Annotated in this window: 24 protein-coding genes; 13 read left to right on the top strand and 11 right to left on the bottom strand. The window is 53.9% G+C overall.

Annotated features, from left to right (window positions below):
* The first annotated feature begins 46 nt into the window (after positions 1-46).
* Positions 47-1,075 (top strand): aldo/keto reductase, encoded by a 1,029-nt coding sequence (locus tag ACFSW5_RS01535; protein WP_379268978.1) that lies wholly within the window; start codon positions 47-49, stop codon positions 1,073-1,075.
* A gap of 358 nt (positions 1,076-1,433) precedes the next feature.
* Here ACFSW5_RS01535 and ACFSW5_RS01530 read toward each other — a convergent pair whose 3' ends face one another.
* Positions 1,434-1,604, bottom strand: coding sequence for a hypothetical protein (locus tag ACFSW5_RS01530; protein ID WP_379268976.1), 171 nt, complete (start codon positions 1,602-1,604; stop codon positions 1,434-1,436).
* 472 nt (positions 1,605-2,076) lie between these two features.
* Here ACFSW5_RS01530 and ACFSW5_RS01525 point away from each other — a divergent pair, with 472 nt between their 5' ends.
* Complete coding sequence (locus tag ACFSW5_RS01525; RefSeq protein ID WP_379268974.1) at positions 2,077-2,367, top strand: ArsR/SmtB family transcription factor; 291 nt, start codon at positions 2,077-2,079, stop codon at positions 2,365-2,367.
* Positions 2,364-4,841 carry a DsrE/DsrF/DrsH-like family protein gene (locus ACFSW5_RS01520; RefSeq protein ID WP_379268972.1) on the top strand — a complete coding sequence of 826 codons (2,478 nt, stop codon included), beginning with the start codon at positions 2,364-2,366 and terminating at the stop codon, positions 4,839-4,841. The genes ACFSW5_RS01525 and ACFSW5_RS01520 overlap by 4 nt, the downstream gene beginning before the upstream one ends.
* A 118-nt stretch (positions 4,842-4,959) precedes the next feature.
* On the opposite strand, the gene ACFSW5_RS01515 is transcribed toward ACFSW5_RS01520, so the two are convergent.
* Both ACFSW5_RS01515 and ACFSW5_RS01510 read right to left on the bottom strand, forming a co-directional pair.
* On the bottom strand, positions 4,960-5,700 hold the full coding sequence (locus tag ACFSW5_RS01515) for an arginase family protein (RefSeq protein WP_379268969.1): 741 nt from the start codon (positions 5,698-5,700) through the stop codon (positions 4,960-4,962).
* Positions 5,701-5,902: 202 nt separating this feature from the next.
* Positions 5,903-6,109: a DUF1657 domain-containing protein gene (locus tag ACFSW5_RS01510; RefSeq protein WP_379268966.1), complete on the bottom strand. Its 207-nt coding sequence runs from the start codon at positions 6,107-6,109 to the stop codon at positions 5,903-5,905.
* Between the two features lie 201 nt (positions 6,110-6,310).
* Here ACFSW5_RS01510 and ACFSW5_RS01505 point away from each other — a divergent pair, with 201 nt between their 5' ends.
* The 7 genes from ACFSW5_RS01505 to ACFSW5_RS01475 all read left to right on the top strand — a co-directional run bounded on the left by ACFSW5_RS01505 (position 6,311) and on the right by ACFSW5_RS01475 (position 12,541).
* Positions 6,311-7,171 (top strand): DUF421 domain-containing protein, encoded by an 861-nt coding sequence (locus tag ACFSW5_RS01505; protein WP_379268964.1) that lies wholly within the window; start codon positions 6,311-6,313, stop codon positions 7,169-7,171.
* A 16-nt stretch (positions 7,172-7,187) separates the two neighbouring features.
* Complete coding sequence (spoVAC, locus tag ACFSW5_RS01500) at positions 7,188-7,661, top strand: stage V sporulation protein AC (protein ID WP_379268962.1); 474 nt, start codon at positions 7,188-7,190, stop codon at positions 7,659-7,661.
* Between the two features lie 17 nt (positions 7,662-7,678).
* Positions 7,679-8,698, top strand: coding sequence for a stage V sporulation protein AD (spoVAD, locus tag ACFSW5_RS01495; RefSeq protein WP_379268959.1), 1,020 nt, complete (start codon positions 7,679-7,681; stop codon positions 8,696-8,698).
* Complete coding sequence (spoVAE, locus tag ACFSW5_RS01490; RefSeq protein WP_379268957.1) at positions 8,695-9,045, top strand: stage V sporulation protein AE; 351 nt, start codon at positions 8,695-8,697, stop codon at positions 9,043-9,045. The genes spoVAD and spoVAE overlap by 4 nt, the downstream gene beginning before the upstream one ends.
* Before the next feature lie 143 nt (positions 9,046-9,188).
* On the top strand, positions 9,189-9,899 hold the full coding sequence (locus ACFSW5_RS01485) for a class I SAM-dependent methyltransferase (RefSeq protein WP_379268955.1): 711 nt from the start codon (positions 9,189-9,191) through the stop codon (positions 9,897-9,899).
* Between the two features lie 199 nt (positions 9,900-10,098).
* Positions 10,099-11,757, top strand: a complete 1,659-nt coding sequence (locus tag ACFSW5_RS01480) for a ribonuclease J (RefSeq protein WP_379268952.1) — start codon at positions 10,099-10,101, stop codon at positions 11,755-11,757.
* Positions 11,758-11,848: 91 nt separating this feature from the next.
* Positions 11,849-12,541 (top strand): HAD family hydrolase, encoded by a 693-nt coding sequence (locus ACFSW5_RS01475; RefSeq protein WP_379268949.1) that lies wholly within the window; start codon positions 11,849-11,851, stop codon positions 12,539-12,541.
* Positions 12,542-12,693: 152 nt separating this feature from the next.
* Here ACFSW5_RS01475 and ACFSW5_RS01470 read toward each other — a convergent pair whose 3' ends face one another.
* From ACFSW5_RS01470 to ACFSW5_RS01445, 6 genes are read right to left on the bottom strand one after another with little or no spacing between them, the layout of a single operon-like run.
* Positions 12,694-13,863 carry a YheC/YheD family endospore coat-associated protein gene (locus ACFSW5_RS01470; protein ID WP_379268946.1) on the bottom strand — a complete coding sequence of 390 codons (1,170 nt, stop codon included), beginning with the start codon at positions 13,861-13,863 and terminating at the stop codon, positions 12,694-12,696.
* Positions 13,820-14,323, bottom strand: coding sequence for a GNAT family N-acetyltransferase (locus ACFSW5_RS01465; RefSeq protein ID WP_379268944.1), 504 nt, complete (start codon positions 14,321-14,323; stop codon positions 13,820-13,822). Before ACFSW5_RS01465 ends, ACFSW5_RS01470 begins: the two co-directional genes overlap by 44 nt.
* A gap of 1 nt (position 14,324) precedes the next feature.
* Positions 14,325-15,482 (bottom strand): YheC/YheD family endospore coat-associated protein, encoded by a 1,158-nt coding sequence (locus tag ACFSW5_RS01460; RefSeq protein ID WP_379268942.1) that lies wholly within the window; start codon positions 15,480-15,482, stop codon positions 14,325-14,327.
* Positions 15,483-15,484: 2 nt separating this feature from the next.
* Positions 15,485-16,855 carry a YheC/YheD family endospore coat-associated protein gene (locus tag ACFSW5_RS01455; protein WP_379268940.1) on the bottom strand — a complete coding sequence of 457 codons (1,371 nt, stop codon included), beginning with the start codon at positions 16,853-16,855 and terminating at the stop codon, positions 15,485-15,487.
* Positions 16,856-16,873: 18 nt separating this feature from the next.
* Positions 16,874-18,088, bottom strand: coding sequence for a YheC/YheD family endospore coat-associated protein (locus ACFSW5_RS01450; RefSeq protein WP_379268938.1), 1,215 nt, complete (start codon positions 18,086-18,088; stop codon positions 16,874-16,876).
* Between the two features lie 17 nt (positions 18,089-18,105).
* A complete protein-coding gene (locus ACFSW5_RS01445) occupies positions 18,106-19,479 on the bottom strand; it encodes a YheC/YheD family endospore coat-associated protein (protein ID WP_379268936.1) in 1,374 nt (457 codons plus the stop codon).
* A 219-nt stretch (positions 19,480-19,698) separates the two neighbouring features.
* Here ACFSW5_RS01445 and ACFSW5_RS01440 point away from each other — a divergent pair, with 219 nt between their 5' ends.
* A complete protein-coding gene (locus tag ACFSW5_RS01440; protein WP_379268933.1) occupies positions 19,699-19,968 on the top strand; it encodes a hypothetical protein in 270 nt (89 codons plus the stop codon).
* Positions 19,969-20,444: 476 nt separating this feature from the next.
* Here ACFSW5_RS01440 and ACFSW5_RS01435 read toward each other — a convergent pair whose 3' ends face one another.
* Entirely contained in the window at positions 20,445-20,789 is a 345-nt protein-coding gene (locus ACFSW5_RS01435; RefSeq protein WP_379268930.1) for a helix-turn-helix domain-containing protein, read from the bottom strand.
* 192 nt (positions 20,790-20,981) lie between these two features.
* On the opposite strand from ACFSW5_RS01435, the gene ACFSW5_RS01430 reads away from it, so the two are divergent.
* Positions 20,982-21,461 (top strand): hypothetical protein, encoded by a 480-nt coding sequence (locus ACFSW5_RS01430; protein ID WP_379268928.1) that lies wholly within the window; start codon positions 20,982-20,984, stop codon positions 21,459-21,461.
* A gap of 98 nt (positions 21,462-21,559) precedes the next feature.
* Positions 21,560-22,906 (top strand): DRTGG domain-containing protein, encoded by a 1,347-nt coding sequence (locus tag ACFSW5_RS01425; protein ID WP_379269799.1) that lies wholly within the window; start codon positions 21,560-21,562, stop codon positions 22,904-22,906.
* 143 nt (positions 22,907-23,049) lie between these two features.
* Here ACFSW5_RS01425 and ACFSW5_RS01420 read toward each other — a convergent pair whose 3' ends face one another.
* Complete coding sequence (locus ACFSW5_RS01420; protein WP_379268926.1) at positions 23,050-23,355, bottom strand: YtpI family protein; 306 nt, start codon at positions 23,353-23,355, stop codon at positions 23,050-23,052.
* Positions 23,356-23,379 lie beyond the last annotated feature (24 nt).

Here is a 23,379-nt window from a genome sequence, read left to right as displayed (position 1 = left end):
TTCCGTCACCATTAATGTAAACCAATTTCGGGAGGATTGAAAGGGAATGAAGTATAATTTGCTGGGTAATACGGGCGTGTTGGTATCGGAAATCGGTCTTGGAACGATGACGTTCGGCGGAGGTGACAAGTGGGGACTCTTCGGATCGTTGGATGAAAAAGAAGCGGGCATTCTGGTCGATCAAGCGATGGATGCGGGAGTGAATTTTTTCGATACCGCTAATGTTTACGCCGACGGCAGGTCGGAAGAAATTCTGGGGAAAACCCTTAAAGGCAAAAGACATCAGGCCATCATCGCAACCAAAGTAAGGGGCCGTATGGGACCCGGCCCGAACGAACTCGGCTTGTCCCGGCTCCATATCATCCAACAAGTGGAAGAAAGCCTTAAGCGTCTCGGCACGGATTATATCGATCTGTATCAAATCCATAATCCGGATCAGCTGACGGATTGGGAAGAGACGCTTCGGGCGCTTGACGATCTTGTCCGCAGCGGCAAAGTACGCTACATCGGCAGCTCGAACATGACCGGCTGGAGTATAATGAAAACACGCGGCTTGTCCCGGCTCTACGGGCTTCACGCTTTTAAAAGCAGCCAGTCCTATTATTCGCTGGCCGCCCGCGAAATCGAAAGGGAAATCATACCTGTCCTGCAGGATCAGAACATGGGCCTGATCGTATGGAGCCCTCTCGCCGGGGGATTTCTATCGGGCAAATATACCCGAGATCACCATAACGGCTCCGAAGACCGCCATGCCAAGATGTCGTTCCCTCCCGTCGACAAGGAAAAGGCTTTCGGCATCCTGGATGTGCTGCGCGAAATTGCGGAGAAGCGCGAAACGACGGTGGCTCGCATCGCTCTCGCTTGGGTGCTCAATCAGCCGGCCGTCACCAGCGTGATTGTCGGAGCCAAGCGTCCGGAGCAGTTGGCCGATAATTTGGCGGCAAGCGGGATCGTTTTGGATCAGGACGAATTGGCCCGATTAGATGAAGTCAGCCGCCTGCCGATCGAATATCCGGCGTGGCCTTTCTTGGAGCAGGACGACTCGATCGTCCGGAAAGTTGAGAACAAGAAGTGAATAACTAACCAGGCACTTTTTTAAGCAATCAAAGGAAATTAGGATAATCATGATGACGGGATATTTCAGGTCCGTTATTGGAATAAAGCCGCACGGGAAAAAGATTGTCCCTATTTATATGTGTTTCGGTTTTTGAAAGAAGACGAAAGGTGTATCAAGGATATTGTTGTTTGGGCGGAAAATAATAATGATAAAATAGCCAATAAAACTTTTCTTAGATGGTTGAACGTAAATTGTTGTTGGAGGATAAAATGCCCTTTGGGTCGTAAATAGACCCGAAGGGCATTTTATTGTAAACAAATTTGTAAGCGATTGTTTCCCCAAGCGTTTCTGGCAAGGGTACTTCTGACGTTGCGGCTTATTCCATCGTGTTGTGCAAGGACCAATACAGCTTCACCAGCTGCATCTCATACATAAGGTGTTTCCGGTAGAAGTAAATATGCTTTTCAGGGTCGATATGCTCGTAAAATTTAGCCAACGTTCCATAAAGACTTGTTTGCTGAAGCAATTGCGCCAGTCGCGGATCCAAATGGTCATCCTCCCTTATAAACGTTGTTCAGACCAGCATATGCGGAAGCGGGCATTTGCGTATAGGCAGGTGACACACATATGCAGCTTATAGTACTGTTTTAGATCAATCTGATGCTTCTAAGGCACACGCTTTACAACATGAATTATCCCATAACTATGGTTTAAATCATGATCCTGAAGCATGATGGCTATAGAGAACAGGAGGTGTGGTAATCTTGAGAATGCTAATTAACCTACTCTTAATTACTATTCTTTTAAGTGGATGTGATGTCTCCATGTTTACTTCTACACTCACAAACGAAGAAGCAATTCATCCTGTTCTCCTTCACGAACGCCTTCACTTGTTCCTTACTAAATCTCATTTATTAGGTGCGTTGGAGCAACACTGCCCCCCATCGCATAACTTGCTTTCTAAATCAATATATCGTAATATTACGATATATTAATTTTAATTCGAGGTGACGATCCAGATGGATAACAATTTTAAGCAATTCAACGAGGCCGCGGATATTTTGAAGGCTCTGGCCCACCCGGTCCGTTTGTGCATTGTAAAGGGACTTCTCCAAAAAGGTCATTGCAACGTTGGGTATATGCAGGAATGCCTGGATCTTCCGCAATCTACCGTATCCCAGCATTTGCAAAAGCTTCGCAGCTTCGGCATTGTCACGACGGAACGTAACGGACTCGAAGTCAACTACACGATTGCTGACGACAGAGTGAAACAAATCATCAAAGTTTTCTTTGGGGAGGATGCATCATGAGCAAGAAAGTGTTAATCGTCGGCGGTGTCGCCGGCGGCGCTTCAGCCGCCGCCCGGCTGCGCCGTTTGGATGAAGATGCGCACATTGTCATGTTCGAGCGAGATGAACACATCTCTTTTGCCAATTGCGGATTGCCTTATTATATCGGAGATTCTATCCAAGACCGGTCGAGGTTGCTCGTTCAGACGCCGGAAGCGATGCGTTTGCGATTTAATCTCGATATTCGAACAGAGAGCGAAGTAACAAGCATTAACCCTGGCTCCAAAACAGTGCGCGTAAGCAGCAGAGAACGCGGTGTATACGAAGAAAGTTACGATTACCTGATTCTGTCGCCGGGTGCGAAGCCTATTCGGCCTGAGTTGCCTGGTATCGACAGTTCCCGAGTATTCACCTTACGCAATGTGGCTGATACCGATCGCATTAAACAAAGAGTTGCCGAATCGAATACGAAGTCGGCGATTGTCATCGGCGGCGGGTTCATCGGGGTAGAGATGGCCGAAAATCTTAAACAAATCGGACTTGATGTCACCTTGGTTCAATCCGGACCGCACATATTGGCGTCATTCGATAGGGAGATGTCCCATGTTCTTGCCAAAGAATTAGAACAGCACGGCGTGAAGCTTCTTTTCTCCGACAGCGCGCAATCTTTTAAGGAAATAGGTGAACAAATACAGGTTGAGCTCTCGAGCGGAACATCGTTAATCGGCGATATGGTCATTTTGGCGATTGGCGTTGCGCCCGATACCGCCTTTCTCAGAGACAGCGGACTGGAGCTTACTCCGAAAGGCCACATCATCGTGAATGAAAAGCTGGAGACCAATCTGGAAGGCGTATACGCCGTCGGTGATGCGGTCGAAGTCGTCGATTTTGTGAATGGGAACAAGACGGCCATACCTTTGGCCGGTCCAGCCAACAAACAAGGGCGGATCGCAGCGGATAATGTTTGCGGCTTGGGAACGGCTTATAGAGGTGCGCAAGGAACAGCGATTATTAAAGTTTTTGGACAGACGGGAGCGGTCACTGGCAATAACGAGAAGACCCTGCAGCATCTAGGGATCCCATATCATGTTACTTACGTGCATCCAAGCTCTCATGCTTCTTATTATCCGGGGGCGACTCCCTTAACCATCAAGTTACTGTTTGATGACGCAGGCACCGTACTGGGCGCTCAAGCTGTGGGAGCTGACGGAGTGGACAAGCGCATTGACGATATCGCTGCCGTTATTCGCTTCAAGGGTACGGTGTACGACCTGACCGAGCTTGAACTTTCTTATGCGCCGCCGTACTCCTCCGCCAAAGATCCGGTTAATATGGCGGGTTATACGGCAGAAAATATTCTTGCCGGCCGGACGCAAGTCTTTGTGCCCGAGGATCTGAAATCCCTTGACCCTGAAAAAATAACGCTAGTGGACGTTCGTTCGGAGATCGAGCACCAGAATGGTCACATCCCCGGCTCCATCCTAATACCTGTCGATGAGCTCCGTCGCCGCTTGAGCGAATTGGATCCCGATAAAGAGATTTGGGTATATTGCCAAGTCGGTTTAAGAGGCTACACCGCATCCCGAATCCTAAAGCAGAAGGGTTTTAAAGTGCGGAATTTGACCGGCGGTTACAAGACGTACACCATGTTCGCCTACACGCCGTCCGGCAATAAAGTGCCGCAGGCTTCACCGACCGCCAACGGCAGTCAACTAATAGCGGCGGCGCTTGAGCAAGAGGAGCAGGGAGTTCATGCGGATATCGAATTGGATGCTTGCGGGTTATCCTGTCCCGGTCCGCTCATTGAGGTCAAACAGAAGATCGATCAACTGGAAAATGGCCAGGTGTTACGTGTAACAGCTTCCGATCCCGGCTTTTATGAAGATATCCAGGCATGGGCACGAATGTCCGATCATGAAATGATCAAAGTAGGGAAGACGCAAAGCGGTATGATTGAGGCTTATGTCAGAAAAGGAACCTCAAACGCAAATGTGAATTCGGCCTCGAAACCGGCAGCAGCGCGTTCAGAGGGCAGTTCCATGATTGTGTTCAGCGGCGACCTCGACAAGGCAATCGCTTCCTTCATTATTGCCAACGGAGCGGCAGCAAGCGGAAAGAAAGTGACCATGTTCTTCACCTTCTGGGGATTGAACGTGATTCGCAAACCGGAGAAGGTGCCGGTACCCAAAAGCTTGATCGGCCGAATGTTCGGGGCGATGATGCCTCGCGGCAGCCAAAAACTGCCGCTTTCTAAGATGAACATGATGGGCCTTGGAACGAAGATGATTCGGGGCGTTATGAAAGGCAAAAACATTTCGTCTCTGGAGGAATTAATCGAGACGGCGATCCGACAAGGCGTCGAGATCGTAGCGTGCCAAATGTCTATGGATGTGATGGGTATTACGAAAGAAGAACTTATCGAGGGAGTAAAAATCGGCGGCGTCGGCTACTATCTCGGTAAGGCGGATCAATCCGGCATTAATCTATTTATTTAAAAAATGAAAGAGGGGCGTCCGATCAGTCATTGACTTTGACTTTTGGAGACAGCCCCTCTCCAATTAAATCATGTTGGAAATGACAGTTCCGCTAGTTGAAGGCGAGGGATAAAGCTAATTAACTGACGACGTCCAAAATCGCGAGGTTCGCTATTTCATTCAAGCGGATCTGTTCGGCATATTTCCATGCATCGGCCGGGGGAACCCGGAGCTCTCCGCACACGTCCATGCCGATTATGTTTTTGTTGACGACAAGCTCGTGCAGCGCCATAATGAGCTGCCTCAAACGCATCGTGCCTTGATCCCAATTGGTCACGGCATCCGCTTCGTCCAGCACGTCCTTGTCAATGCTGACGTATATGTCGTCTGCGGTAAGCGAGGACAATAATTGTCCGGCGTGTCGTAAATCAGGCAAAAAGATGAGCTTGGACCCGATGCCGGAATAACGGGGCAAGGCGTCCGCATGAACTCCGACCCATACGACTTGCTGCAATTGGGGAAGGCGGGCGATCGCTTCGGCTACCCAAGAGCCGCAGGTTAGGAGGCCCGGCAATTGCTCCGACCGCTTGGCGTCGGTATGATTATCGAACAACACTAGGCTGAACGGATGATGGATTTCGCTGAGAAGGGCATATGTAACGTAGTGGTAGTTACCGCTGCCGATGTAGGTAATGCCGCTAGAGCTGCGCGCGGCCAATCTTCGGCGTATTTCAGCCAAGGCTTCATGCGTGCAGAACAAATTGGTGGAAGGGATATTCGAAAGGTCGATCCATTCGTCGGCTCTGTCGGATAGCCGGTGCTGCCGGGCATACTGATGATCGAAATTAAGCAGCGTTACGTCATGATGAAGAAGTCCCATGGTCTATCATCTCCTTTATGGTCATAAAGTGTCATGATTCGCCGCGTGAGCCTCTATTCATAGAATACCATAGGTCCGCCTGGGTTCTCCAACCGACATCCGGCCAATCCAAACAGCCTGTACGCCGCTTCGCGTACAGGCTGCTTATCGACGTGCCCAAGAATGGCATCGTCCCTACAAATCCTTTGGTTTCATGTAAGGGTTAGAATCCTTTATATTGTGGTTCTTCGTTTTCCAATTGTTGAACGCGGCCTTCCACTTGCTGGATGACTTGCTGCGTTTGTTGAGCTGCGTTAGTAAACAGCGTCTTGGCTTGCTGATTGTTGGTCGACAAGGCAAATTGCTCTAGGCTTGCTTGCGCGCTTTTCAAAGAAGCTACGCATGTTTTTACGTCGGAAGAGACTGTCACGGTTTTCACCCCCCTTCAAAGATGCCTCAAGTTGAAGCCTCAAATAATGTACCTCCTCTTTTTCCGTTGTATACCGGGCGAAAGCTCTCCATATTATGGTTATCCGCCAAAGGGCATTCCTCCGTCGACGGGTATAAAATATTCCTTCGCTACAAATAATTCCGTGAGTGAATAATCGCGACTTAAGGGGGTTTATTAGTTGTGCCGGATTGGTTAGAGGTAGCATGGAGAACGTTGGTAGCCGTCGTCATATTATTTCTGTTGACGAAGCTGCTCGGCAAACGGCAAGTTTCCCAGCTTTCGCTGTTCGAATACATAACCGGGATTACGATCGGCAGCCTCGCCGCATATATTCCGCTGGATCTGGAGAGCAGCTGGTATCTTGGACTCGTGTCGCTTGCCGTCTGGATTGTGGTGTCGCTCGGCATCGAGTTTCTCCAATTAAAGAGCAAGAAAGCGAGAGATTTTATCGACGGCAAAGGGACGATTCTCATTAAAGGCGGCAAAATTCTCGAGGATAACCTGGCGAAAGAGCGGCTTACGTTAGACGAGCTGATGGAAGAGCTGCGAAGGAAAAACGTGTTCCGGGCGGCCGACGTCGAATTCGCGATCATGGAACCAAGCGGAGATATTAACGTTCTTCTGACGCGGGAGAATCAGCCGCTGACACCCAAGCATTTAGGTGTAAAGGTAGGACCGGAATACGAGCCGCAGGCCGTTATTATGGACGGGGAAATTATGGACGAGCCGCTCGCCACGATCGGCAAAAACCGCGCTTGGCTTCACACCGAGCTGGAGAAGATCGGCGCGGCCGTCGAAAACGTTTTTCTCGGACAAGTCGACTCTTACGGACAATTGACGATCGATTTGTTCGACGACCAGATTAAAGCGCCGGAGCCGCAAGCGAAAGCTTCTTTATATGCAACGTTAAAAAAATGCGAGGCCGATCTCGAAATGTTCGCTTTATCGGTGCAGGACGAGAAAGCGAAGGAAATGTACGAGCGCTGCTCGCACCAAATGCAGCGGATATTGGCGGACGTGAAACCGCTCCTGCATACGTAGAAAGGAGATAAGACGAATGTCGAACAGCAAAAAGAAAAAACAAACGCCTGTTCAGCAGCAGTATCAGAAATTGGCCAAAAGGCATGAGCCGTCAAGACCGGTGTTCGTCAATTGCATTCGCGCTTTCCTGGTCGGCGGCGTCATATGCATTATCGGCCAGGCTTTTACCGATATGTACATCCATTGGTTCGGATTCGAGAAAGAGAAGGCAAGCAACCCGACGGTCGCTACCCTTATTCTCATCTCCGTCATTCTGACCAGCTTGGGCGTATACGATAAAATCGCCCAGTGGGCCGGAGCGGGAACGGCGGTGCCGGTAACGGGCTTTGCCAATACGATGGCTTCGTCGGCCATCGAGCATCGCTGCGAAGGGCTTGTGCTTGGGGTGGGCGGCAAGATGTTCGAGCTTTCCGGACCGGTTATCGTGTTCGGCACGGTGGCCGCTTTTGTCGTCGGCTTGCTGCACTGGCTGTTTAATCCCGCTTACTAAGGAAGGAGCTCCGGGCAATGTTAAAAGGGCATCAAAGCTGGATATTCGAAAATAAGCCGGCGATCGTGGCGGAAGCCTCCGTCGTCGGACCGTTTGAAGGACAAGGCCCGTTAGCGAACGACTTCGATGTGATACATGGCGACATCCGGCTCGGACAGGACAGCTGGGAGAAGTCGGAACGTACGCTTCTGGAGGAAGCGGCCAAGCTGGCCATCGATAAAGGCGGGCTGACCAAAGAAGAGATCAACTTTTTTGTCGGCGGCGATCTGATGAACCAGATTATTAGCACCAGCTTTGCCGCGAGGACGTTGTCCATTCCTTATATCGGCGTGTTCGGCGCCTGCTCCACGTCGATGGAAAGCTTGGCGATCGCGGCCAATTTCGTCAACTCGCGTTCGGCCAAATATGCCGTCGCCAGCGCCTGCAGCCATAACGCGAGCGTCGAAAAGCAATTCCGGTATCCGACCGAATACGGCTCCCAGAAGCCTCCCACCGCCCAATTTACGGTTACGGGAGCGGGGGCGGCGCTCGTGGCCCAGCACGGGAAAGGGCCGTTCATTACTTCGGCGACGATCGGACGGGTCGTCGACATGGGCATTACCGATCCGTTTAACATGGGGGCCGCAATGGCGCCTGCGGCTGTCGATACGATACAGGCGCATTTCCGCGATCTTCGCATCGAACCTGGACATTACGACTTGATTGTTACGGGCGATCTGTCCAAGATCGGTTACGAAATCGCCAAAGACCTGCTTCATAAGCATAGAATTCCGATGGAGCAGACGACGTACAAAGACTGCGGCATGATGATTTATGATTACGAGAAGCAGGAGGTACAGGCGGGCGCGAGCGGCTGCGCGTGCTCGGCGGTCGTGACGTACGGACATCTGATGAAGAAGTTGCGCAGCAAGGAGCTGAACCGGATTCTCGTCGTGGCGACCGGCGCGTTGTTATCCCCGCTGTCCTATCAGCAAGGCGAAAGCATTCCGTGCATCGCCCATGCCGTATCGATCGAGAACGGAGGAGATTCAGAATGATCTATTTGTGGGCTTTTCTTGTCGGGGGAGCGATCTGCTTATTCGGGCAAATCTGCTTTGACGTGTTCAAGCTGACGCCTGCCCATACGATGACGCTGCTTGTCGTGTTGGGAGCGATCGGCGACGGCGTCGGCTTGTACGATCCGCTCATCCGGTTTGCCGGTGCGGGCGCCTCCGTTCCGATTACAAGCTTCGGCAACGCGCTTGTGCACGGAGCGCTTACGGAGCTGAAGAGCAGCGGACTGATCGGCATTATTATGGGGATATTCAAGGTGACCAGCGCCGGCATATCCTCGGCGATCATCTTTTCGTTCCTGGCCGCATTGATCGCCAAGCCTAAAGGTTAGTAAGCCGATGCAGGCTTAAGCTGCAATAGGCCATCATTACGCAGGGAAAGCTTTTTAAGCTTTCCCTTTCGGCTTTTTGAGCGGTATGATAGCTATGAATCATAATAGCAGCTGCAGGATTGCCAGCATGTGGGAGGCGCGTTATGTTAATAGACCGAATCGCCAGAATTAGAGAAGCTGAAAGACGGTATCATGACGATTGCTACGAGAACGAGGTTTTATTTCAGGAAGGATCTTGGCTTCACAAGCCGGTCAAAACCGTTATGGAGTTGTTCGATCAGACGGTACCCCGGAACGATATGCGGTTGTTGGATCTCGGCTGCGGAGTCGGCCGGAACAGCATTCCGCTGGCGCTTAAACTGCTTGGCTCCGGCGGCAAAATCGTCTGCGTCGATTTGCTTGAATCGGCCATTCGGCACCTTTCCGGTTACAGCCGTCAGTACGGCGTCTCGACTATGCTGGAGACGCATATTGCGGACATCGGCGCTTTTCCGATCGAGCCCGGGCAATACGATTACATTTATTCCGTTTCGGCGCTGGAGCATTTGGACTCAGCGGCGACCTTCGACCGCGTATTGACGGACATGATCGAGGGTACGAGGGAACAAGGCATTCATTGTTTGATTATTAGCTCCAATATTAGCGAAACCGAGCCCGCAACCGGCGAACGGCTGGAACCGATGTTTGAGCTGTTAATGGATACCGAAACGTTGAACGGCCTGCTTTACTCGAAGTACGACGGCTGGCGCGTGATCAAGCATACGGTGAAGCCTTACGAAACCGAAATCGCGAGAGAAGGCAAGCCTGTACGCTTAAGGGGAGACGTCGTCACATGGGCGGCGCAGAAAGTTTAAAGCGGCTGTAACCGCCGCTCGTCACGGATGCGCGCGAAGCGAATACAGCGGATTGCATTTGCTCATAATAAATCTGGTCTATCCATCAATTGCAATCGGCCTTACGCTGGATGGCGGTCGCCCATCCTCGAAGGATTCGATAAACGTTTATCGCATCGCTGATAGCCCGAATCCTTTCTTTGGAGGGACGAATATCCCAATGACGAATGAAAAGAAGTTGTCTATCTTTGCGCTTGGCGGCGTGTTCGAAATCGGCAAAAACATGTATGTGGTGCAGTACGGGGATGACATCGTTGTCATCGACTGCGGCTCGAAATTTCCCGACGAAAACCTGCTGGGCATCGATCTGATCATTCCCGATATTACGTATTTGCTGGAAAACAAAGACCGGATCCGCGGGATGGTCATTACGCACGGCCACGAGGACCACATCGGCGCCATCCCCTACATACTGAAACAAATCAACGTCCCCGTATTCGCTACCCGGCTGACGCTTGGCTTAATCAACATTAAGCTGAAGGAGCACAAGCTGAAGGATACGGTCGTTCTATGCGAAATCCATCCCGATTCCCATCTGGAGCTGGGCAGCTTGAAGCTGTCGTTTTTCCGGACGTATCACAGCATTCCCGACTGCGTCGGCGTCGTGATCGACACGCCGGACGGGACCGTCGTGCATACCGGCGACTTCAAGTTCGATTTCTCGCCGGCCAACCAGCAGTACCCGGACCTGCACGCGATGGCGCGCGTCGGCGAAAAAGGGGTGACGGTATTGCTGTCGGAAAGCACGAATGCGGAGCGGGAAGGGTTTACGGCGTCGGAGAAGCTGGTTGGGGAGTCTATCGAAGAATGCTTTCAGAGAGCGAGCAACAGAGTGTTCATCTCGACGTTTGCCTCGAACGTCAACCGTCTTCAGCAAATCATCGACGCTGCGTGCAATACGGGCCGCTATATCGCGTTATTGGGCCGAAGCATGGTGAATGTCGTCAAAGTCGCTTCCGAGCTCGGTTATATTCAGATGCCCGAAGGCATGCTGATCGACGCGAGAGAAGCGGCGGAGTTGCCCAGGGAGCGCGTAGCCGTCATGTGCACCGGAAGCCAAGGGGAACCGATGGCCGCCTTGTCCAGACTTGCCAGCTCCACGCATCCCCTGATGGCGATCGAACCCGGGGATACCGTTATTTTCGCTTCCTCGCCCATTCCCGGAAACGAAAAAAACGTCGCCGCCATTTTGGATCATCTGTATTTATTGGGCGCCAACGTCATTAACAGCGGGATGCACGTATCCGGCCACGGGAGCCAGGAGGAGCTTAAGCTGATGCTGACGCTGATGAAGCCCAAATATTTTGTGCCGATCCACGGGGAATACCGGATGCTGCACCGTCACCGCCAGCTCGCGGAATCGGTCGGGGTCGATCCGGAGCGGATCTTTATTATGAGGAACGGCGACGTTCTCGAAGTAAACCGCAAGCATGCGTATCTCGCCGGCAAGGTTCCTTCCGGCCATACGCTGGTGGACGGCTCCGGCATCGGGGATGTCGGCAACGTCGTGCTCAGAGACCGGAAGCATCTGTCCGAGGACGGCATACTAATATCCGTCATTACGTTAAGCAGTCAGGATAACGCGTTGTTATTCGCTCCGGACGTCATTACGAGAGGGTTCGTATTCGTCAAGGAGTCGGAGGAGCTGCTTGGCGACGTAAGCCGTTTGGTCGAAGCGACGATCGAGGAGCTGCGCGAAACGGCCAACGACTGGACATGGTCTCTGTTAAAAAGCAGCGTCAAGGAAGCCGTCGGCAAGTTTCTGTTCCATAAGACGAAAAGAAGGCCGATGATATTGCCGATTATTATTGAAGTGTAACGGCAGCCGCTACGCTTTCGGCATCGCGGGGAGATTGCCCGGCTCGGTTCGATGCATTATGATTAAGGCAGACGACAGAGGAGGGACGAGAGTGGAGAATACGATATTTCCCGCTTTGAAAAAACCGGAAGCGATATTGTTCGACATGGACGGCACGCTGTTCGAGACGGATACGCTGCTTCGCGGCGTGCATGTCCGCATCTTCGATACGCTGCGGGCGGAAGGGCTGTACGAGAAGGAGACGCCGCCGGTGGAGCATTTGCTCGCCTGTCTCGGCATGCTGCTTGAAGACATCTGGCTGAAAGTAATGCCGGACGCCCCGGAGGAAACGAGAGAACGGGCGAACGAACTGCTGCTTCAATATGAGATTGAGGGGCTCGCCGCAGGGGAAGGGCGGTTGTACCCGGGGACTGCGGAGACTCTGCAGGAGCTGAAAGCGCGGGGGGTCAAGCTGTTCGTTGCCAGCAACGGACTTGAGCGGTACGTTAAGGATGTCGCCGGCTACAAAGGGATTGCGCCTCTGTTCGACGGCCTGTACAGCGCCGGCGAATTCGGTACGGCAAGCAAGGTTGACCTGGTAGCAAAGCTGCTCAGCGACCACGGCATACGGGACGCTTGGATGGTCGGAGACCGCTCGTCCGACGTGGAAGCCGGGAAGAAAAACGGCCTGGCGGTCATCGGCTGCGCCTATGCCGATTACGGCAGCGACGCCGAGCTGCAAGGCGCGGACGTGCGTGTCCGCTCGCTTAAAGAGCTGCTCCCGCTGCTCGAAGCGGCGAAGTAATTTGCGGAAGCGGCATCGAAGCGGGAACCGGTTAGTGATGGTCTAATCCAAAAATGCTGCAAATAAGAAATGGCGATGCAAGGTTAATCTTGCATTGCCATTTGTGTCTTCTAAGGTATTCCCCGGACCCCGCCCAGTTCGGTCACGCCTCGTCAGCCGATTTCGAGGTTCGGGGCCGCTTTGGAGAAGGAGGCCGACGCAGCCGCCGTTTTGCCGGCCGCTTTACGGATTTTCTTCTGCTCGTTCACCCATAACGCATATTCGAGCGGCCTCAGGATCGAGTTGCGGTAAGTATCCATTTCCCCCGCTTGCCTGAACACTTCCCGTGCCGGCTTCGGATTCACTTCCAGCAGCCATACCCGCCCCTTGCGGTCAATGGCGAGATCAAGCGCAAGCTCGCATAAACGGCCGAAGCTTTTCTCCAAATATTGCGCCACGGCAACGCCAAACGATTCGGCATCGGCTTTGACGGCGTCGGCTTTATCTTCGCCGACCCACATGTTCAGCAGCTCGGTCATGCCGATCGCATGGCCTCCTCCATGAAGATTGGAGGTGACGCTTCGGGCGGGTCCCATCCGGCCTGCGCAGCCCGTTACCTGCCACTTGCCGGTGCGGTCTTTCTGAACGAGCATCCGGTAGTCGTGCACTCTGCCGTTCGGCAGCTTAAGCTGCAGACCTTGCTGGACGATATGCTTCACATTGCCGATGTTCCAGTTGCGCAGGAAGCTTGCCAGCTCGGAATGCGTTATATAAGCCGGCGTTATAATCCGCCTGGCCTGGTCGCGGCCTTGCAGCAGCAGCCTGCCGCCTTTTTTGCGTTCGATTCGCAGAATGCCCCGTCCGCCGGTGCCGTTAATCGGCTTGACGTACAGCAGCGGATATTTCTGCAGCATCTCCGCGACGTCTTGCGCCGATTCGGCAAGCTTGGCGGCCGGCAAATAGCTTTTGAATCTTTCATCCTGCTGCAAAGTTTTGTGAACGGTCCACTTGTTGCGAAGCGGACGGTTCAGGAAAGTGAGCTGGCCGTATTTTTTGCGGAACTCCCGAAGCTTCTCGAACCGGGGAGACTTCTGGATGCGGCACCGGTCGTAGATCATATGGGGAAAGGACGTCCACTTCCTCGTCCATTTATGGGTATCCGTGTGATAAAAAAGAGCGTTGATTTTATTTTTTTTGAAATCGACGTCGTCGGGCGTGAATACAAATAGATCAAGCCCTATTTGCTGTCCGGCGGCGGTCATTTTGGCATAGATGTCCTTCTCCTCGAGTGCGCCGTTATCATTGAGATATAAGGTCAATATCCCGAGTACCGGCTGTGTCATGGGAGACTCTCCTTTCGAATCGCAGCGTAGGCTTGCCGGTAGGGCCGGTAACCATGGCGACGGCGACCATGCCAAGCTTGAAGCATAACGCCATGCTTGAGGCGTTGTCGCAAGCGACGGTACAGGTCAGATGCTCGAAACGGCTCATCAATCCTTCCACGATTTTGCTCCCGATGCCGCGATCCCGCATATCCGAACGGACGACGACGAAGCAGCCTTCTTCGCCGGCGTCTCCGGCGAAGCCGAGGCCGGCAAGACGGCCGCCCAGCGTGGCCGTAACGACGGCCGCTGCGCCTTTGTCCGTGCTTGCGGCGGTCAATTGATCGGGCCGCAGCGTCCGGAACGCATGCATGGACTTCAGCGTCAACCGCTTCTCTCCGAAACGGATGGCAAACCCGATCAGTCTTTTACGTTCGGCAATCCATTGTTCAGGGCCAAGCAGTCCGAGCTGCAGTTCCATATCAAGCGCCACCTGCCTTTTTCTTATTTCTTTTGGTCAAATAATCGCCGTACTGGAAAATGCGCTCGAGCGATTTTTGCCGGATATGGGGCTCGTCGAATTTCATCGGCTTGGAGTTCGCTTCGAAGAACCATATATGTCCGGTGTTGTCGACGCCGAGATCCATCGACATTTCGCCGAGCGTCTGTCCGGAGCTTCGCTCGATCTGACGGGCGATAATGAGAGCGGTTTGCTTCGCCTTTATCAATATTTTACGACCTAATTCTTGGTTAAAAGAACTGACAAGCAGCGTTTCGGGGTCTTCGATCGTCCCGCCGCGCGGAACATGTGTCGTAATGCTGGAGGAACCGGCGAGACGCGCGCCTATTCCCGTCAAATCCCACCTGCCTTCGTCATTTTTCTGCACCAGCGCTCTCAGGTCGAAGCGGCGCTTCTGAAACGAGGCAAGGTCGATGCCCTGTTGGGCGATGTAGGCTTCTCCCGCGCTTTCCAGCACGATTTTGTGCCACAGTCTAGCGAGCGTCGCGCAGTTATAGGTCGAGCTTTTGCGGTCTTCCTGAATTTTAAGCCGGTACGGAAGCTGCTTCTCCCCATGTACCGATACGGTCATAATCCCTTTGCCGGCTTTGCCGCTTTCGGGCTTCAAATATAAATAAGGATGCTTGCGGAGCATCCGGCTCAAGCCTTGGATCGACATCAGCTTGCGCGTGGACGGAATGTGTCCTTTGGTCGATTTGGAGGCGCGCAGCCACTCGAACAGCTCCCACTTGTTGAAGAAAGACGGATTAAACAAGATTACATTCGGATGTTTCATGCAGGCTTTAATTTTTTGCTTCACGATAGGCAATGTTTCATCCTCGCGAAGCGGGATCCGGTTATAAATGATGTGGGGAAACGGGAGCAGCCGCGCCGTCCACGTTTCGGTCTCCTGATCGAAGACGTAGCCTTTCAGCCTCGGCTTCCTGAAATTCAAATGCTTGACGGTAAGCACATAGACGATAAAGCCCATCTGCTCGCCCGTGCGGACGAGGTCGGCAAAGTTTTCCCGGTTCCCCCGAAAAAGCTGGATATCGTCGTCGATCGTCAGTATGGCGAACACGGGCTTGCCGCCATGCAATTCGGCAAGCTCGTCTTCGCCGGGAAGCGTATGGTCGTTCATGGCTATTCCCCCTCTTGAAAGCGGCTTAAATAAAAGCAGTGCTCAACAATGTGGGAGAGCGATGCGCGACCCTCCGCCTTTAGCGAAGGATGCTTGAATATAGATCGGCCCGGCTTGGCGTTCGCCTCGAACATCCATATTTCGCCGTCCTTGTCGATCCCGATATCGAGGCCGAGCTCGCCAAGCCGGTGCGGGTAATTGCGTTCGATCGCCTCGGACATTTTAACCGCGACGTCCTTGGCTTTGTCGAGAATCTCCTTGGCGCTTAAGCCGAAGGTGCGGTTCAAGGCATGCTCGGGCGTAAGGAGCGACCCTCCGTTCTTCACGTGCGTCGTGACGCTTCCGCGTCCCGCTTTTTTGGCGCCGATTCCGACCGGCACCCATTCGTTTTTGCCGTTCTTATGCATATGGAACCGGAAATCGATGGGGCAATTGTCGATTTCGATCAGCCGTATGCCTTGCTGAATCACATATTGGCTGAACGAGCTGCCGTGCCGGTTTTGCAGCATGCGGATTAAGCTTTGGAAATTGGCGAAACGCAGCAGAACATTGCGCGGGCCTTTGCGGTAACGCGCGAAATAACCGCGCTTCGGATGATAGGTCAGGCGGTAAATGCCAATGCCTAAGCTTCCGGCCGTCGGCTTGAAATAAATAAAATGATGCTTTTCGAGTAGCGCCTTTATTTTCTCCGGCGTAGGTCCCGAAACCGACTCGGGCAAATGCGCGAGCGCTTCGGGGTCGTTTTCAAGCAGCTTGTAAACGTCCGCTTTGTTAAAGAAGCTCCAATTAAAGAAAGGGATCTTCTTCCTGACGAATTTTTCTCTAAGCGAGCTGATGGCGGAGGAGGTTTCGGCTTTGCGGCTTGGCAGACGGTTATAAACGACGTCGGGCAGCGGAACGGTTTTCCGGTACCAATTGCCTTGCGGCGTTAGAAAATAACCGTTGACCGTATCCTGCTGCCAGTTGATGTCGTCGGGCGTAAAGCCGAAGATGAACGCTTTGCTGCTTCCGGTACGGATTAATTCTTTTATAAATGCGGAGCGCGAGCCGAACGGCTGCAGGCTGGAATGGGAGACCGAATCGCTCAGGATGCCGACGAGCGGACCGAGCTGAACTTCGTTCTCTCCGCTGCCGAGCACGTGGACGCTGCCGGTTTTCGGAACTTTGATCGTCTGGCGGACGCCGGCGGACAGGTATAGATGGTTTCCTTGCCGCTGAACCGGCCGGACAACGGCCGTCGTCGTTTCGTTGCCCAGCTTCAGCTGAATCTTTTTTTTGCCGGAGAGCTTGAGTTCTTTGAACAGCGGACGCGACAAATAGATGACTTTATCCGATGCCTGGGAGAAATGCACGTTGCAAGTTGTCAAACTCATGGATGAACCTCCTGAACGTTATCTAGCCGAGGGCCGTCTTGTTTTTAAGGACATATAGGGCGTGGAATAAAGCCGGCGGCCGTTTGCGGACCGTCTCAACATGTAGGAAGGAGCCTGGCGGCTGTTTAGCAATCGGGCATAAAGAAGGGGCCGTTCAATGGACAATGCCGCCGCAGTGCCGTCGTTCAACTGGCCGAAAGCCGATCTTCCCGGCTTGGAATTGACCTCCAGAAGCCAGAGCTTGCCGCCGTCCGCAATGCCGTAATCGAACCCAAGCTCGGCGAACCGGCCGTATCGGTTCTCGAGCCTATGAGCAATATATTCGCTTATATCGTTCATTTGTGCGGAGATTTCGCCGCCTATCTTGCGGCCGAACGCTTCGTTCAGCAGCTTTGCCGCGTCGCTTGCGGAGCCTCCGCCGTGCAGATTGGACGTAATCGATCCCGCCTTGCCGACTCTGGCCGCTTGGCCGGTAACCGCAAACCGTCCGCTGCCGTCCTTCTGGAGAAGGACGCGGATATCGAACGACCTGCCGTCCGGCATCGCCAGCTTTAAATAAGGCTGCACGATATACGGCGTCTCGCCGATAAACGCCGAGATCCATTGCTTCCACTCGGCTTCTCCGTTGAACAGCAAGGAAAACGGCTTGTTGGCTCTTGTTCGCCCGTCGACGGCGATTCCGTTCGATTCCTTGTCGCGCCGCACGAGCAGCGTCCCTTTGCCTTGCATGCCCGCTGCCGGCTTGAGAAAAAGCCCTTCCCTGTATTTCGCCAGCGCGGCAAGCAGCTGGTCGGCCGACCGGACTTTTGCCGTCGGGGGCAAAAGTCCGGCGACCGGCGCGTCCGCGGCAAGCAGCTTATACACTTCCCATTTGGAAGGAAGATTGCCGCCGCTCAGCAGACGGTGCGGCTTTCGGGCGCGGATGGCCGCAAGGGTCAGCTTGCACGCTTTGCGTTGCCCGGCGCTGGTGTAGTAGCAGCGGTCGTATACGATATCCGGGAACGGCACCTTGTCGAGAACCCATCGCGAACGGCGCCAGCGGTAGCCGAACAGTTCGCCGCCGCGGAATTGCTCCGGCGAAAATACGTATAGGTCAATGCCCATCCGGGCCGCCGTCTCGCTAAGCTCCCGATAGAAGGCAGGCTCCGGGACGGCGGCGTCTCCTCCCGGCATGCCGCCGGTCCGGTCGATGCACGCCACGAATAGTCCGATGATGAATACGGCTTGCGTCATTGGCGGAAGCCTCCGTTTCAAAAACCGGATAAATAACGGGAATATTGAAGCATAAGTTTGACCGAAGGCCGGATTTTATTGTCCGTCAGCGGCGTGTTGTCGTTTTTGGACGGTTTGGAATTGACTTCAAGCAGCCAGATGCGGCCGCTTGTGTCAAGCGCCAGATCGATGCCAAGCTCGCCGAAATGCGCCGGAATATGCTGCTCGATTCCTTTGGCGATGGCAAGAGCGGCGCTTCGCAATCTGGCCGGCGTGCCGGTCCGGCTTACGCCGGCGGACAGATTCGATTTGACGACCGCCTCGGTTACGGTGCTGAGCGTGCCGCCCCTCGCCAGATTCGATACGAAGTGATGGTTGCCGGCCGTCCGGGCGACGATGGAAGTGATCGTCCATTTGCCGGCAGCGTTTTTTTGCACGAGCGCCCGGAAGTCGACGGGACGTTTCTGGATTTCGATCAAGTTCAAGCCCTGCTGCACCTGGTAGCGGCTCGATTTCATCTTCGAGGAGATCGCGGAGAACAGCTTCAGCAGGCTTCCGTAGTTTTGCTTCTGGGCGCCTGCCGCCGTCGTGAACATCGCTTGATAGCCTTCGCCGCCCTCCGAGCGCGAGATGCGGATAATGCCTTTGCCGAGGCTGCCCCGCACCGGCTTCAGGAAGACGCTGCTGTAACGCGAGCACATCGATTTCAGCATGGTGTAATTGCGCAGCAGATGGGATTCGGGCAAATAGCGGATCAGCGACTCGTCGTTCTTCAAGGCGTCGAACACTTCGGTTTTGTCTAAAAATTTTTCGTTGAAGACGCTCGTGCGGTTTGCCGCTTTCACGGCCTTCAGAAATTGCTGCACGCTCGGTTTATTCTCCAGCTTCCGCGACGTCAGCCGGTTGTTGACGACGTCCGGAACGGGGACGGTCGCGCGCTTCCAGCCGTCCGCGTAGACCCATGCTTCAACCGCGTTTGCGTTCGAACCGATCATATTGGGCGTAAAAAAATAAACGTATGCGCCATGCGTCCTGCATGCGTCCACGAGCTCCTTGCAGAACATCGTGATCGAGCCGAAAGGCTTCTCGGACTGCTGCGGATAGTCGCGGCTGACTAGCACGCCGATCAGCGGGCCGAGCATAAGCGTCGACGTATCGGCTTTATACTGCATGCGCAAAGTCGCGTTGCCGGACAGCCCCATTTTCCGGGCAAGCGTTTGGCCGACGCGAAGGCCGTCAAAGCGGGCCGCCGATATCGCCTTGACATGCTGGCGAAACCCGCCGAACTTGAGCGTTATCGGCTGCCCCTGCGGAATTTTCCATTTTTTCACGTAATAATCGCCGAGCATAAGCGTATCGTCCGGAAGCATGCCGGAGCTGACCACCTGTATGGCTACTTTCGATTTAAGCATCGGTAATCTCCTTCCGAACGGGAGGATGGCGGTAATAAGCGGCACGAAGCCCTTAGGTGTTTTGGCAAGAATTACTTCATCATATGAGGACATCTATCCCTTGGTGATTGGCCTCTCTCCGCAAAAAAAAGCATAAGCCGCCGACCGGTAATAGGCGAAGCAAGCGGAGCATAGGATGGATTAAGAGGGGACAAGTTCATGAAGAGGAGCTGATGGCTCATGCTGCTGCGCAAATTGCGCCATGCCGTTTATTTGATAGCTTCGCTTGGTATGCTCGTTTACGCCATACCTCGTCTCGAATTCGGAGGGGCGTGGGATATGGCCGACGTGTTCGGCGTCGTATGGTGCGTCTTTGCATTGCTTGTCATCGCGGCGAATTTAAACGAAATATTGCTTGTCGACGAGCAAAAACGAAAGCAGCTTGAACGGATCAAGCGGGCCAAATACGCCGCTATCGAGCGCCGGGCCGCTCGCGGGGCAAGAGGTTAAACGGTTTTCAATGGGACTGCTAAAGGCGCCATCCGCCTCGGCAGTCCCATTTTTTTCAGCTATGTTACGCCCTCGAAGCGGGTCAAGAACGAATGAAAGCTTTGTCCGTCGGGACAACGCGTGGGGAGCACGAAAGAAATGTCTCTTGAGAGAGAGTGGCAGGCAGCGCGATGAGGCACAACGTGGCTTAAGAAGCGGGAAAGAGAGCTTTGTCCGTCAGGACAACGCGGGGAGAGCACGAAAGAAATGTCTCTTGAGAGAGAGTGGCAGGCAGCGCAATGAGGCACAACGTGGCTTAGGAAGCGGGAAAGAGAGCTTTGTCCGTCAGGACAACGCGGGGGCAGCACGATGGATTGTCGAAGACGGCCGCGCAGCAGGCACGCAATTTGGGGTGTCCAGAGGGCGCATGCCCTTGGAGCCCCTCCTCAGGAGGGGTTTGGGGAGGTGAAAAACCCTCCAAGAGGGCCTTGGGAGCATTATTCCAGCGATTTAAACTGGACCAACTGCTTGACGAAACGGTATACCGCTTCTTGCTCCTTGACGCTTAGGCCGTCCAGTTGACTGGCGATTTTATCGGCATATCCGCCGCCGGCGGTTTCCGCTTTGCCGGCCGTTTCCCCGACCAGCGCCTCAAGCGGCGTTTGCAGCGCGTCCGCGATTTTGCCGAGCACGTCGATGGTAGGGCTCTTTTCTCCGCGCTCGACTTGCCCCATGTAGGAAGCGTTTATGTCCGCCCGAAGCGCGAGCTGCTCTTGGCTTAGCCCTTTGAGCTTTCGGCATTTTCGAATGTTTTCGCCCACCGAACGGGCTATTTTGCTCACGTCCATCACCTCTTAGCCTAACGATAGAGGCTTGAACGCCAAGCAGGCAACCTCTTATAGAACGTATTAAAAATAGTGACTATAGTCATTGACCTATACCTTTTGTTTTTATTATAATCAAGTTAAGAAGACACAATTATACTTGTTTTTTCCTGCAAATCCATATTATAAAAAAGGGATGCGATATGGCCGATGAGTACGCATAACGATCGAATTTCGCGCTGCAGGACCGCTTTTCAACTATGGTTCACCTATCGCGTACTGCACAAGAAGAGGAAGCTTGCTGCCGCAACGGGCGAGTTTACTTGTCGAATCAACCCGCATTCGCAGACGATTGAATATCGAATGGATATGCAGTCCGATATCATATCGAGACCTTACAGCGAGTCGTTCAGCATTTTATTTTCCAATTTATATGAGGAAATACCGCCGCAGCGCGTGACGTTTACCGAGCATCCCGTGTTTCGGTTGAGATATCCGGTGCCGATCGTTTACGACTGGGAGGCGTTTATTCTTGACGGAATGAAGCAGGCCGTTCAGCAGAAGAAGCTTCAGGCGCTGCTGCGCGATTACAGGCTGAAGGGCGTTAACGGCCAGCAGATCGACGGGGAGCTGAGGCTGGTGGACTTTGCGTTGAAACCGGATGAAGGAAGCTTGCAGGACGGACAATAAAGTTTCCCGGCGATATGATGGTATAATGAAAGCAAACGCGTTGCCGTCCGGAAACGGCAAGAGCCGGTAACGCACGATCGGAGGGAACGACTTTGACCATATACGGCTCCGGGACGGAGACGGAAACGAAGCATGACCAGATCATCCATTATATCCAATCGTTGAAGGCCGGAACCCGGATCTCGGTCCGCGCCGTGGCGAAGCAGCTCGGCGTCAGCGAAGGGACCGTCTATAAAGCGTTTAAGGACGCGGAGCTTGCCGGGCTGGTCAGCACGAAGGAAAGAATCGGGACGGTTCGGATCGACCGGAAGCGGAGAGAGGAGATCGACCAGCTTACGTTCAGGGAAGTTGCGGAAATCGTGGAAGGGAAGCTGTACGGCGGCTCGGCCGGCTTGGACAAAACGCTTCATAAATTCGTGATCGGCGCGATGGAGCTGGAAGCGATGATGAGCTATATCGACGAAGGAAGCCTGCTCATCGTCGGCAACCGGGACAGCGCCCACCGCCGCGCGCTCGAGCAAGGCTCCGGCGTTCTCATTACCGGCGGATTCGAGCCCGGCGAGCAGGTGAAGCTGCTGGCCGACGAGAAGGGCTTGCCGATTATCGCTTCCCGGCACGACACGTTTACCGTCGCTTCCATGATTAACCGCGCGATGTACGACCGTTTGATCAAACGCAAAATTTTGCTGATCGAAGATATCGTGACGTTAAGCCGTCCTGCAGACGTGCTGCGGGCAAGCGATTCCCTTGCGGCTTATTATCGGCTGTCGCGGGAGACGGGGCGAACGCGTTTCCCGGTCGTGGACGAGCGGGGGAAGGTCGTGGGCATGATGACGCCCAAGGATGCGGCGGGCAATGCCGAGGAAGCGACGCTCGATAGGATCATGTCCAGAAATCCGATTACGGCGGCGCCGAACATAACGGTTACGTCCGCCGCGCACACGATGGCGGCCGAAGGCATCGATCTGCTGCCGATCGTGGATCGTAACCGCAAGCTGCTTGGCGTCGTCAGCCGCCGCGAGGTGCTTGACGCCATGAGGTTTGCCGGCAAGCAGCCGGAATCGGGCGGCACGTTCGAAGATTTGATCTGGACCGGCTTCATGGCGCAGGCCGCGGAAACGGACGGCGAGAAGGAGAAGTTCGTCTACCGGGGGACCGTCACGCCCCAAATGTCGGGACCGCTTGGGATGGTGTCGGAAGGGATTCTCGTCACGCTCATGACGCAAGCCTGCCGCCGAATGATCCGCGAAATGCTGAAGACGGACTATTTGACGGAGAACATTACGACATACATGGTAAGGCCCGTGGAGATCGACAGCGAAATTTCGATTGTGCCGCAAGCGCTCGAAATAAGCCGAAAGTTCACGAAGCTGGAGATCGAAGTCCGGGACAAGCACGGCCTTGCGGCCAAAGCGATGATGACCGCGCAGATGATCGATTCGTAAACAATGCAAAAAAGGCTGTCCCCGTTAGCATGCCGCCCCCATATGGACGCAACCGTCGTTGGGGGGCTGCTTTGAGCGAGGCAGCCTTTTTCGTTTTTCCTTTGCTTTCGAAGCGTGTCTGAGTACATCGGCAAAATGTTGTTTTACTGTCCGTCCTGCCGCATCGTCCGGTACACGCTATGGTTGCGCAGGCCGGCGAACAGATTGAACAAGCCGATGACGAGAAACAAAGCCCCGATAATAATGCGAAGCGTCGATTGCGCCGACAGCAGCAGCTGGACGCCCGCGATAAAAACAAGCATGATCCCCATGCTCATATTCATGCGCGAAGCGTGCAAGCCGCGCGAGCGCTGTCCCGAAGCGCGGCGCGCCTTAAAGCTGAAGATGACGGACAGCGCGAGGGTAATGACGATCGCGGGCGCGAATACCCATTGCAACAGCACATCCATGAAGCTGACAGCCCCTTTTTCCAG

Origin of the sequence: Paenibacillus thailandensis (assembly GCF_042685365.1) — a bacterium.
Classification (GTDB): Bacteria; Bacillota; Bacilli; order Paenibacillales; family Paenibacillaceae; genus Paenibacillus_AP; species Paenibacillus_AP thailandensis.
The sequence above is the reverse complement of the archived record's forward strand: the minus strand, read 5'-3'. Positions and strand labels throughout refer to the sequence as shown.